The sequence below is a fragment of the Mycobacterium celatum genome, assembly GCF_002101595.1.
Lineage (GTDB): Bacteria > Actinomycetota > Actinomycetes > Mycobacteriales > Mycobacteriaceae > Mycobacterium > Mycobacterium celatum.
In genome coordinates, this window is the sequence record NZ_LQOM01000024.1 from 24,967 (window position 1) to 37,361 (window position 12,395).

Here is a 12,395-nt window from a genome sequence, read left to right on the forward strand (position 1 = left end):
GGCCCGACGTTTGCCAGCCGACGCCACGCTAATTTGGCAAACGTTCAACAGCTTCGACGTAGCATCGAAATATGGCAGGGCGCAGGCGGCGGTTATCCCCGGATGACCGGCGCTCGGAGTTGCTGGCGCTGGGGTCGCAGGCCTTCGGCGAGCGGCCCTACGACGAGGTCCGCATCGACGAGATCGCCGAACGCGCGGGAGTCTCCCGTGCTCTGATGTACCACTACTTCCCCGACAAGCGGGCCTTCTTCGCCGCCGTCGTCAAACACGAGGCCGAGCAGCTTTACGCGGCGACCGAGAATCCGCCCGACCCGGGTGGCACGTTGTTCGAGCGGGTGCGCGCCGGCGTGCTGGCGTATGTGGCCTACCACCAGAACCATCCGCACGCGGCCTGGGCGGTGTACGTGCGCGCCGGCCGCTACGACCCCGTCCTGGTCGAAATCGACGACGAGGCCAAGAACCGCCAGATGCAGCGCATCATGGGCGCCGCCAGCGCGTTGGTGCCCGGAGGCATGAGCAACGGTTTCCCCCCGGCGGTCGAGCGCGACCTGCGGGCAGCAGTGTTCGGCTGGCTGTCGTTCACCTTCGAGATGTGCCGGCAACGCATCATGGACCCCTCGATCGACGCGAACTACCTCGGCGACACCTGCGCGCATGCGCTGCTGGACGCGATCGGCCGGGTGCCCGACATTCCCGCCGGGCTGGCCGCGGCGGTCGCGCCCGATCGCCGATGATGTCGGTGCCCGTTGGCACCATGGCCAGATGAGCTCCGTCCCGCCTGACCCACTGGCTCGGTTCAGCGCCGTCACCCGCGAATGGTTCGCCGGCACCTTCGCGGCGCCGACGCCCGCGCAGGCCGAGGCCTGGGCGGCCATTGCCGACGGCCACCACACCCTGGTGATCGCGCCGACGGGCTCCGGCAAGACGCTGGCCGCGTTCCTGTGGGCGATCGACGGGCTGGCCGCGGACCCGGGAGCGGGTACCAGGGTGCTCTACGTGTCGCCGCTGAAGGCGCTGGCCGTCGACGTCGAGCGCAACCTGCGCGCCCCGCTGGCCGGGATAACCCGGGTGGCCGAGCGACGGGGCCTTCCCGTCCCGCAGATCAGCGTCGGGCTGCGATCGGGCGACACCCCGCCCGCACGCCGTCGCCAGCTCGTCAGCACGCCGCCCGACGTGCTGATCACCACCCCGGAGTCGCTGTTTTTGATGCTGACGTCGGCGGCGCGGGAAACCCTGACCGGGGTGCAGACCGTGATCGTGGACGAGGTGCACGCCATCGCCGGCAGCAAGCGCGGCGCCCACCTGGCGCTGTCGCTGGAACGGCTGGACTCACTGACCGAGCGGCCGGCGCAGCGGATCGGGCTGTCGGCCACCGTGCGCCCGCCCGAGGAGGTCGCCCGGTTCCTGGCCGGCGTGGCCCCGACGACCGTCGTGTCTCCGCCGGCCGCCAAGACTTTCGAGCTGTCCGTCCAGGTGCCGGTCCCCGACATGACCAACCTGGCCGACAACACGATCTGGCCCGACGTGGAGGCGCGGCTGGTCGACCTGATCGAGGCGCACAATTCGACAATCGTGTTCGCCAACTCGCGGCGCCTGGCGGAGCGGCTTACCGCGCGGCTCAACGAGATTCACGCCGAACGCGGTGGTATCGAACTGGACGCCGCAGGGAACCCGCAGGTGGCCGGGGGCGCGCCCGCGCACTTGTTGGGTAGCGGCCAAAGCTACGGCGCGCCAACGGTTTTGGCCCGCGCACACCACGGCTCAGTGAGCAAGGAGCAGCGCGCTGCGGTCGAGGAAGAGCTGAAGAGCGGTCGGCTCAAAGCGGTGGTCGCGACGTCGAGCCTGGAGCTGGGCATCGACATGGGCGCGGTCGACCTGGTGATCCAGGTGGAGGCGCCGCCGTCAGTGGCCAGCGGCCTGCAACGCATCGGTCGGGCCGGCCACCAGGTCGGCGAAATCTCCCGCGGAGTGGTGTTTCCCAAGCACCGCACCGATTTGATCGGCTGCGCGGTGACCGTGCAGCGCATGCTCGACGGCCAGATCGAGACAATGCGGGTGCCCACCAACCCGCTGGACATCCTCGCCCAGCACACCGTGGCCGCGGCCGCGCTCGAGCCGCTCGACGCCGACCGCTGGTTCGACACCGTAAGGCGCAGTGCGCCGTTCGCGACGCTGCCGCGCAGCGCGTTCGAGGCGGTGCTGGACCTGCTGGCCGGCAAATACCCGTCCACCGAGTTCGCCGAGCTGCGGCCGCGGCTGGTCTACGACCGCGACACCGGCACCTTGACCGCGCGGCCGGGCGCGCAGCGGCTGGCGGTCACCTCCGGCGGCTCGATCCCCGACCGCGGGCTGTTCACCGTGTGGCTCGCCACCGAAAAGCCTTCGCGCGTCGGGGAACTCGACGAGGAGATGGTCTACGAGTCACGGCCCGGCGATGTCATCTCGCTGGGAGCCACCAGCTGGCGGATCACCGAGATCACCCACGACCGGGTACTGGTGATCCCGGCGCCGGGCCAACCGGCCCGGCTGCCGTTCTGGCGCGGCGACGACGTCGGGCGCCCGGCCGAGCTGGGCGCCGCGCTCGGCGCGTTCACCGGTGAGCTGGCCGGCCTGGACCCGGATGCGTTCGGAAAGCGTTGCGCCGAACTGGGTTTCAACGACTACGCAACGGAGAACCTGCGGCGGCTGTTGGAGGATCAGCGCGCCGCCACGGTCGTCGTGCCCACCGACGCCACCCTGGTGGTCGAGCGGTTCCGCGACGAGCTGGGCGACTGGCGGGTGATCCTGCACTCGCCCTACGGGCTGCGGGTGCACGGCCCGCTGGCGCTGGCGGTGGGCCGCCGGCTGGCCGAGCGCTATGGCATCGACGAGAAACCGACCGCGTCCGACGACGGCATCGTGGTGCGGCTGCCCGACACCGACGCCGCCGAGCCGCCGGGCGCCGAGCTCTTCGTGTTCGACGCCGACGAGATCGACCCGCTCGTCACCGCGGAAGTCGGTGGCTCGGCGCTGTTCGCGTCGCGGTTCCGGGAATGCGCGGCGCGTGCGCTGCTGCTGCCGCGCCGCCATCCCGGCCGCCGCTCGCCGCTGTGGCACCAACGGCAGCGCGCAGCGCAATTGCTCGACGTGGCACGCAAATACCCCGACTTTCCGATCGTGCTGGAGACCATCCGGGAATGCCTGCAGGACGTCTACGACGTGCCGATGCTGGCCGAGCTCATGGCCAGGATCGCCCAGCGCCGGGTGCGGGTGCTGGAGGCAGAGACCGCGACGCCGTCGCCGTTTGCGGCCTCGCTGCTGTTCGGCTACGTCGGGGCGTTCATGTACGAAGGCGACAGCCCGCTGGCCGAACGCCGCGCGGCCGCACTGTCTTTGGATGCGACGCTGCTGGCCGAGCTGCTGGGCCGGGTTGAGCTGCGCGAGCTGCTCGACCCGGAGGTCGTGGCCGCCACAGCCCGGCAGTTGCAGCACCTCTCGGAGGACCGGGCGGCCCGCGACGCCGAGGCCGTCGCCGACCTGCTGCGGCTGCTGGGCCCGCTGACCGCCCAGGAGGTTGCCGCCCGGGCCGGCGGCGCCGAAGTCGGCGGCTGGTTGGAGGGGCTGCGCGCCGCCAAACGCGCGCTGACGGTGTCCTTCGCCGGACAGACCTGGTGGGTGGCCGTCGAGGACATCGGCCGGCTGCGCGACGGCGTCGGGGTGGCGGTGCCGGTCGGGGTGCCTGCGAGCTTCACCGAGGCGGTCGCCGACCCGCTGGGCGAGTTGCTCGGCCGCTACGCGCGCACGCATGGTCCGTTCACCACCGCCGAGGCCACCGCCCGGTTCGGTCTTGGCCTGCGAGTGGCGGGCGACGTGCTGGGCCGGCTGGCCGCCGACGGGCGGCTGGTGCGGGGCGAATTCACCGGCGACGACCAGTGGTGCGACGTCGACGTGCTGCGGATTTTGCGGCGCCGCTCGCTGGCGGCGCTGCGGGCGCAGGTCGAACCGGTCAGCACCGCCGCCTACGCGCGCTTCCTGCCGGCGTGGCAGCACGTCGGGTCCGCGACCAACGCCGGCATCGACGGGCTGGCCGGCGTCGTCGAGCAACTCGCCGGTGTGCCGCTGCCTGCCTCGGCGATCGAGCGGCTGGTGCTGGCGCCGCGGGTGCGGGACTACTCGCCAGCGATGCTCGACGAGCTGCTGGCTTCCGGTGAGGTGATCTGGTCCGGCGCCGGGTCGATCTCGGGTTCGGACGGCTGGATCGCGTTCCACGCCGCCGACCCGGCGCCGTTGACGTTGGCCGGCGGGACCGAGATCGAGTTCACCGACGCCCACCGCGCGATCCTGGACACCCTGTCCGGCGGCGGCGCGTTCTTCTTCCGGCAACTGGCGACCGGCATCCCCGATAGTGAGCTCAAAACGGCGCTGTGGGAACTGATTTGGGCCGGCTGGGTCACCGGCGACACGTTCGCGCCGGTGCGCGCGGTGCTCGGCGGCGGGCCGGGCGCCCGCAAGCGGTCCAGCCCGGCGCATCGGCATCGCCGCGCCCCGCGGTTGAGCCGCTACAGCGTCGCGCACGCGGCCACGCGCGCCACCGACGCGACGGTGGCCGGCCGCTGGTCGGCGCTGCCGGCTCCCGAGCCGGATTCCACGCTGCGCGCCCACTACCAGGCCGAGCTGCTGCTGGGGCGCCACGGCGTGCTGACCCGGGGCGCGGTCGCCGCCGAGGCGGTCCCCGGCGGGTTCGCCACCCTCTACAAAGTGCTGACGGCCTTCGAGGACGCCGGTCGCTGCCAGCGGGGCTACTTCGTGGAGTCGCTGGGCGGCGCGCAATTTGCCGTCGCCTCCACCGTCGACCGGCTGCGTAGCTACCTCGACGGCGTCGACCCGGAGCGGCCCGCCTACCAGGCCGTGGCGCTGGCCGCCGCCGACCCGGCCAATCCGTACGGCGCGGCGCTGCCCTGGCCGCCCACCGACGGCGCGGCCCGGCCCGGACGCAAGGCCGGGGCGCTGGTCGTGCTGGTCGACGGCGCCCTGGCCTGGTTTGTGGAACGCGGCGGCCGAACGCTGCTGAGCTTCACCGACGACCCCGAGGCCGGCCGCGCCGCGGCGGCGGCGCTCGCCGACCTGGTCAGCGCCGGCCGCGTCGAGTCGATACTCGTCGAGCGGGTCAACGGCGTGCCGGTGCTGCAGTTGCAGGATTCGCCGGTGCATACGGCGCTGAGCGCCGCCGGGTTTGCGCGTACTCCCCGCGGGTTGCGGCTGCGGTAATGCCCGAAGGTGACACCGTCTGGCACACCGCCGCCATGCTGCGAGACGCGCTGGCCGGAAAGACACTGACCCGCTGCGACATCCGCGTATCGCGGTATGCGACCGTCAACCTGTCCGGGTGGATGGTCGACGAAGTGCTCAGCCGCGGCAAGCATCTGTTCATCCGCGTCGGGTCGGCCAGCATCCACTCGCATCTGAAGATGGACGGCAGCTGGCGGGTCGGCCGCCATCGTGTCGATCACCGGGTGCGAATCATCTTGGAAGCTAGCGGTGTTCGCGTGTTGGGTATCGATCTCGGCGTGCTGGAGATTCTCGACCGGGAACACGACCAGGACGTGGTGGCGCACTTGGGCCCCGACCTGCTGGGCGACGATTGGGATCCGGCGGTCGCGACGGCCAATCTGACGGTCGAGCCGGCGCGGCCGCTTGCCGAGGCGCTGCTCGACCAGCGGGTGATGGCGGGCATCGGCAACGTCTACTGCAACGAACTGTGTTTTGTCACCGGACTTCGGCCCACGTCTCCGGTCAGCGCCGTCGCCAACCCGCATCGGCTGGTGGCCCGGACGCGGGACATGTTGTGGGCCAATCGTTTCCAATGGGCGCGCTGCACCACCGGCGACACCCGCCCGGGGCGCCAGCTCTGGGTGTACGGGCGCCAAGGGTTAGGCTGCCGTCGCTGCGGCACCCCGATCGCCTATGACGACACGGGCGACCGGGTTGCCTACTGGTGTCCAGCCTGCCAACGCTGAATGACCAAGTCGCCCACGCGGTCCGGGCATGCGATGATCGGCCCGTGCGTTCGCCACCCCTCGCGCGATCACACCTGTTCGGGCTGGTCGTCGTGGTTGCGCTGATCAGCCTTGGGGTCCTGGCGGCCCCGACCGCGCATGCCGACGCCGTCGACGTCAACTTCCTGTCGGCGCTGAAGTCCAAGGGCATCAACTTCGCGTCATCGCAAGCCGCGATCATCGCCGGTCACGAGGTGTGCGATGAGCTTGATCTCGGCAGGCAGAAAAGCGATGTCGCATCGGACGTGATGAACAACAGCAATCTCGACGGCTATCACGCCGGGTTTTTCGTCGGCGCCAGCGTCGGTGCGTTCTGCCCGAGGCATGCGGGGTAGAGCCGACCGCTCACCCCGCCGAGGGCGGTCGATGGATCACCGTGCCCTTGAGCTCCAAGCCGTATTCGAGATCGTCATACTTCTGCTGCTTGCGTTTGCGCCAGCCGCTGCCCGCCGACACCGGCGGCGGCATGATCGGCGGCAGCATGGACAACCCGGATTCGCCTGCAGGAAGCGGTGATACGGCTGACGCAAGTTGCACGGGCGCCTGGGAGGCCGGCAACAGCCCCACCACAGCGGGCGGGGCGGTCAGCTTGCCCATCGATACTCCGACACCGATCGCCGCGGTGGGCTCCGCCGAGAGTCCGGCCGCACCCAGTGCACCCAGCGACGGCACCAGAGCGGCCTCGCCCTCCGCCAGGCCCTGCCCGATTTCGCTGCCCATGCCCTGCAGCGCCTGCGCCGATGTGTTCTGCGCCAGGTAGCTGAGCAGGTTGATAGGAAATCCGGACGAGATGAATTGGTTAGCATAGGTGTTCGCCAGCCCGAACCAGCCGCTGTTGGGGTCGAAGTCGGTAACCGAGGGCGGCGACGCGAATTGTGGCAACGCGGTGGCTTGCGCCGAGGCCGCCTGATAGCGAATGATCGCCGCCGAGTTGTTCGCCCACATCGCCTGGTAGTGGTCTTCGGTCTCGGCGATCGCCGGCAGGTTGGTCCCGAACCTGTTGGTGGCCAACAACTCCGCCAGGCGCGTCCTGTTGGCACTGACCTGTGCGGTGGGAACCACCGCCGCGCGGACGGAGGTGTATGCCGTCGCCGCGGCTTGCGCCGAAGAGGACAATTGCCGACATTGCTGCGCGGTGGTGCGAAGCCAGCCCAGGTACGGTTCGACAGCTCCGATCATCGCGGTCGAGGACGGACCGTGCCACGCCGAGGTCAGGGACGATACTGCGGCAGCGTAGTTTTCGGCGGACTCTTCCAAGTGGGCGCCGAGGTGTTGCCACGCAGCGGAGGCCTCCACCAGTGATTGCGCACCCGGCCCGGAGTGGATCAGCGCAGAGGTGACTTCGGGGGGCGCCGTCACGAACTCCATGACGCAAAACCTCAGCTACCGCGGAAAAACTTTCGGAACATTGCGTTGACGGGAGTGAAAAGAACCCTGGAACATTGCGCGCCGGGGCCAGCAATCACGAGACGGCGTTGACCGCCGTCGACAATCGCGACTTGAACTCGTCGGGAATCGGGATGTAGCCCTTGTCCGCCACATCATTCTGGCCCGGGCCGAGCGCACTTTGCAGGAACGCCCTGACAGCCGTACCGGCCCGCGAATCCGAGTACTTTGAGCAGACGATCTCATAGGTCGCCTGCACGATGGGATACGAGCCGGGCTGGTTTGGCCGGTAGAACGAGATCGTGTCGAGGGCCAAGTCGTTGCCCTCCTTGATGAACCAGGCTGCTGAGATCGTCTTCCCTACCGACTCCGGGCCGATCGCTACCGGCTCGGGGCCGGCCGACGTGACGACCTTGGCCACGTTGAGGTGTTGGGTCTGGGCAACCGACCATTCGATGTACGTGATCGACCCTTCGGTGCCTTTGACGGCCGCGGCGGCGCCGTCGCTACCAACAGCGCCCTCGCCCACACCGCCGTTGAACTTCTTTCCGGCGCCGTTACCCCAGGTGCCGTTGGACGCGGTGTCGAGGTACCTCTGGAAGTTGTCCGTGGTGCCGGACTCGTCGCTGCGGAACACGATCCGAATAGGCTCTGCGGGCAACGCGACCCCTAGGTTCAACATCTGGATCGCGGCGTCGTTCCAGGCCGTGATCTGACCGTTGAAGATCTGGGCCGCCGTCGGACCGTCGAGGTTCAACGAAGTCAAGCCGTCGACGTTGTAAGCGATCGCAATCGGGCCGAACACCATCGGCAGGTTCCACGCCGCCGAGCCGCAGCGCTGCTGCGCCTTGGCGTACTCGTCTTTGCTCAGGGGCGAGTCGGAGCCGCCGAAATCTGTTCGGCCACCTAGGAATTCGGTGATCCCAGCGCCGGATCCGTTGGCCGTGTATGTCAACGACTGTCCCGGACAGGACCGTTCGAAAGCCGCGACAAACGTTGCCATGGCGTTTTCCTGGGCAGTGGACCCACTGGCCGTCAGGGTCGGCTTGCCGCCGCAGCCCGCCTTTCCTTCAGCCGCGTGGTTGTCCGCGCTGCATGCCGACACCATCGCCACACCAGTGGCCAGCACGCAGATCGCGACACCAAAACGATTGATGCGCCGATGATATTAAGACCGCCTGTCGCTGGGCATCGCCCTACTCAAGGTTCAGCTACTGTTTGCTACCTGGCTACGGCTCCGTAGGCCACCGCAACCTCGGCCGCCAGCGCGGCGTTATCGGCGATCAGCTGCTGGTTGACCGCGACGCTGCGGCCACCGGTGAGCTCTTCGACCAGCGCCAAGACCGCCGGTGTCACGGCCTGCCCGGTCACCCCGGCCTGCGCGACGCGGCCGACCGCCTCGGCGAGCACCGGCTCGATGTCCAGTTCGGGCTGGGGCGGTCGGCCCAGCAGCAGCCCGGACGAACGGCCCAGCTGCCAGTGAAGGGCAGCGATTCGCGCGGCGTCGGCGACGCCGTCGACGCGTGCAGCCACGGGCGGGCCGCCCTCTCCTCGGTAGAAGACCGGAAGAGTGTCCGTCCGCCAACCCAGCACCGGCACGCTGAGTGTCTCGAGCAGCTCGGCGGTCGCGGATATGTCCAGGATGGCCTTGGCACCCGAGCACACCACCATGGCCGGTGTGCGGGCCAGCTCCACCAGATCACTGGAGATATCGAGGCTTTCGGCGAAGCCGCGGTGCACGCCGCCGATCCCGCCGGTGCCCATGAACCGGATGCCGAGGACGCGGCAGACGGCCAGGGTGCCGCCGACCGTGGTGGCGCCCAGGACGCCCTGGGCCACACAGGCCGCGATGTCGCGGGCGCCCGCCTTGCGCGCCGTCGTCCCCGCCTCGGCGAACCGCTGAAGTTCCGCGGCATCCAGCCCGGCCCGGACCAGGCCGTCCGCAATGCCGACGGCGCACGGCACGGCCCCGGCGGCGCGAACTCGCTGCTCGGCCTGCTGGGCGGCCAATAGGCCGCGTCCCTGTGAGAAGCCGTGCGAGACCAGCGTCGTTTCCAGCGCCACGACCGGGTGGCCCGACGACAGCGCCTCGGCGACCTCGTCGGCCACCCGCAGCACACCCTCGAGGCCAGCAGCCGAGCTCACGCTGTCCATCTTGCGGGAATAAATAGCGCGCGGTGGCGGTTGGCCACCGCTGACTGGCCTGTGTGGGCCGGGTCGTGATGTGAAGGATATGAGCGTGCTACCACTGCAGAACCGCGTCAGCATCACGGGCACATTGCGCACCGTGGCGCACGCCATGACGCACGGCGTCACCCGCAGGCCGGTACGCGACGGCGTACACGGTACGGCTAGAGCAGCGACGCAGAATTCTGCACCGGTGCGAATCCTGCCGCGAGGTCTCGAGCGCTGCTGACGAACCGGCGGCGTGTCGCCGTGATCGGATCGTCGAATTCGAGCGTGCGCGCCAGCAGATGCAACGGTGTCGAAAAGTCCCCCGGCGCGACGTCGATCACGTCGGGATAGAGCGGGTCACCCAGAATGGGCACACCCAGCGACGCCATGTGTACCCGCAGCTGATGAGTGCGCCCGGTTTTCGGGGTCAGCCGGTAGAGCCCGTCACTCAGCGCCTCCACCAACGTTTCGGCGTTGGGCACACCGGGTTCCTCGACGGCCTGTAAACAGCCGCGGCGCTTAACGATTCGGCTGCGCACTGTATACGGCAGCCTTGCACAAGGCACCCCGGCCGCCCGGGCCAGATATGTCTTGCGCACCGCGCGGCGGGCGAAGAGAGTCTGGTAGGCGCCGCGCAGCTCGCGACGGGTCGTGAACAGCAGCACCCCGGCGGTCAACCGGTCCAGCCGGTGGGCCGGTGAAAGCTCGGGCAGCCCCAGTTCCCGGCGCAACCGCACCAGCGCGGTCTGCGCGACGTGCCGGCCGCGCGGCATGGTAGCGAGAAAGTGCGGCTTGTCGACCACCACGATGTCGTCGTCGCGGTAAAGCACCGGGATGTCGAACGGCACCGGAACTTCTTCCCGCAGTTCGCGGTACAGGTACACGAAGGAACCCGCCGGCAGCGCCGTCGTCTCGTCGACCGGGGTGCCGTCGGCGTCGACGACCTCCCGCGGCCGCACACCGAATCGCGAATTCAGCTCGGCCAGTACCGGTCCGCCGCGCAGCCGCACCCGCGCCGGCCCGAGCCCGTCGCGCACCGGCAAAGGAGCCGGCCTCACGTGAGCGGCACCGGCTCGAGGATCTCGGCGCGCGCCTCCGGTGCGGTGGCCCGCAGCGCGTCGGCGGACTCGTCGTCGGGCTGGGCCTGCGAGAGTATCTCGGCCTCTACCCGCGCCGTGTAGGTCTGGACCTCGCGGTCGATGTCGTCGGACGTCCACCCGAGGATCGGCGCGACGATCTCGGCCACCTCGCGCGCGCAGTCGACGCCGCGGTGCGGGTATTCGATGGAGATCCGCATCCTGCGGGCCAGGATGTCCTCGAGATGCAGCGCGCCCTCGGCGGCAGCGGCGTAGGCAGCCTCCACCTTCAAGTAGACGGGCGCGGCCGTGATCGGGTTCAGCAGGTCCGGACGGCCATCCGCCGTCGCCAGCACCTCGCCGATCAGCGACCCGTAGCGGTCCAGCAGGTGGCGCACCCGATACGGGTGCAGGCCGTGCAGCTCGCCGACGTGTTCGGTCTGGTTGATCAGCGCGAAGTAGCCGTCGGCGCCTAGCAGCCGCACCTTCTCGGTGATCGACGGCGCCACCCGGGCCGGAACGTATTGCGCCGCAGCGTCAATCGCGTCGGCCGCCATCACCCGGTAGGTGGTGTACTTACCGCCGGCGATGGCGACAAGCCCGGGCGCGGGCACGGCGACGGCGTGTTCGCGGGACAGCTTGGAGGTTTCCTCGCTCTCCCCGGCCAGCAGCGGCCGCAACCCGGCGTACACCCCGTCGATGTCGGCGTGGGTCAGCGGGGTCGCCAGGACGGTGTTGACCGTGCCGAGGATGTAGTCGATGTCGGCCTTGGTGGCCGCCGGGTGGGCCAGGTCGAGATTCCAGTCGGTGTCGGTGGTGCCGATGATCCAGTGGCTGCCCCACGGGATGACGAACATCACCGACTTCTCGGTGCGCAGGATGATCGCGACGTCGCTGACGATCCGGTCGCGGGGCACCACGACGTGCACACCCTTGGAGGCGCGGACCTGAAATCGCCCGCGCTGCTTGGACAATGCCTGAATCTCGTCGGTCCACACCCCGGTCGCGTTGACCACGACGTGACCGCGCACATCGGTGACCGCGCCGTCCTCGGAATCGCGAACCTGCACGCCGGTCACCCGGTCGCCTTCGCGCAGCAACGAGATCACCTGAGTGGACGAGCGCACCACCGCGCCGTAATGCGCGGCGGTGCGCGCCACGGTCATGGTGTGCCGGGCGTCGTCGACCACGGTGTCGTAGTAGCGGATCCCGCCGATCAGCGAGCTGCGCTTCAGCCCCGGGCACAGCCTCAAAGCGCCCGCACGCGTCAAATGCTTTTGCGGCGGAACCGATTTCGCGCCACCGAGCTGGTCGTAGAGGAAGATGCCGGCCGCCACGTATGGCCGCTCCCACCACCGCTTGGTCAGCGGATACAGGAACGGCAACGGCTTGACCAGATGCGGCGCCAGCGTCGTCAGCGACAGCTCGCGCTCGTAGAGCGCCTCGCGGACCAGCCCGAATTCCAACTGCTCGAGGTAACGCAGCCCGCCGTGAAACATCTTCGACGAGCGGCTCGAGGTGCCCGAGGCGTAGTCGCGGGCCTCGACCATCGCGACCTTCAGGCCGCGGGTGGCGGCGTCCAGTGCGCAGCCGGCGCCCACCACGCCGCCGCCGATGACCACGACGTCGAATTGCTCGGTGCCGAGGCGCTCCCAGGCCGAGGCGCGTTGCGCCGGCCCCAGCGACGAAGCCGGCCAGAACTGATCGCTCACGGCGCAGGACT

General features: G+C 69.7%; 9 protein-coding genes. 4 read left to right on the top strand and 5 right to left on the bottom strand.

All coding sequences use genetic code 11. The annotated features are described in order from the left end of the window. Positions 1 to 71: 71 nt before the first annotated feature. The 4 genes from AWB95_RS08060 to AWB95_RS08075 are packed head-to-tail and all read left to right on the top strand — an operon-like array spanning position 72 to position 6,370. Positions 72 to 734, top strand: a complete 663-nt coding sequence (locus AWB95_RS08060; RefSeq protein ID WP_085167965.1) for a TetR/AcrR family transcriptional regulator — start codon at positions 72 to 74, stop codon at positions 732 to 734. Between the two features lie 28 nt (positions 735 to 762). After that, positions 763 to 5,247: an ATP-dependent helicase gene (locus AWB95_RS08065; protein ID WP_085168087.1), complete on the top strand. Its 4,485-nt coding sequence runs from the start codon at positions 763 to 765 to the stop codon at positions 5,245 to 5,247. After that, positions 5,247 to 5,996 carry an endonuclease VIII Nei2 gene (gene nei2, locus AWB95_RS08070; protein WP_062541444.1) on the top strand — a complete coding sequence of 250 codons (750 nt, stop codon included), beginning with the start codon at positions 5,247 to 5,249 and terminating at the stop codon, positions 5,994 to 5,996. Before AWB95_RS08065 ends, nei2 begins: the two co-directional genes overlap by 1 nt. Before the next feature lie 44 nt (positions 5,997 to 6,040). Then, positions 6,041 to 6,370, top strand: coding sequence for a DUF732 domain-containing protein (locus tag AWB95_RS08075; RefSeq protein WP_169714649.1), 330 nt, complete (start codon positions 6,041 to 6,043; stop codon positions 6,368 to 6,370). 10 nt (positions 6,371 to 6,380) lie between these two features. Here AWB95_RS08075 and AWB95_RS08080 read toward each other — a convergent pair whose 3' ends face one another. The 5 genes from AWB95_RS08080 to AWB95_RS08100 all read right to left on the bottom strand — a co-directional run bounded on the left by AWB95_RS08080 (position 6,381) and on the right by AWB95_RS08100 (position 12,384). Further along, entirely contained in the window at positions 6,381 to 7,403 is a 1,023-nt protein-coding gene (locus tag AWB95_RS08080) for a PPE family protein (RefSeq protein ID WP_062541443.1), read from the bottom strand. Positions 7,404 to 7,497: 94 nt separating this feature from the next. Further along, positions 7,498 to 8,529, bottom strand: a complete 1,032-nt coding sequence (pstS, locus tag AWB95_RS08085) for a phosphate ABC transporter substrate-binding protein PstS (RefSeq protein WP_062541445.1) — start codon at positions 8,527 to 8,529, stop codon at positions 7,498 to 7,500. A 113-nt stretch (positions 8,530 to 8,642) separates the two neighbouring features. Further along, positions 8,643 to 9,566 carry a pseudouridine-5'-phosphate glycosidase gene (locus AWB95_RS08090; protein ID WP_169714650.1) on the bottom strand — a complete coding sequence of 308 codons (924 nt, stop codon included), beginning with the start codon at positions 9,564 to 9,566 and terminating at the stop codon, positions 8,643 to 8,645. A gap of 206 nt (positions 9,567 to 9,772) precedes the next feature. Continuing rightward, entirely contained in the window at positions 9,773 to 10,654 is an 882-nt protein-coding gene (locus AWB95_RS08095) for a pseudouridine synthase (protein WP_099539692.1), read from the bottom strand. After that, positions 10,651 to 12,384 (bottom strand): glycerol-3-phosphate dehydrogenase/oxidase, encoded by a 1,734-nt coding sequence (locus AWB95_RS08100; protein ID WP_062541408.1) that lies wholly within the window; start codon positions 12,382 to 12,384, stop codon positions 10,651 to 10,653. Before AWB95_RS08100 ends, AWB95_RS08095 begins: the two co-directional genes overlap by 4 nt. Positions 12,385 to 12,395 lie beyond the last annotated feature (11 nt).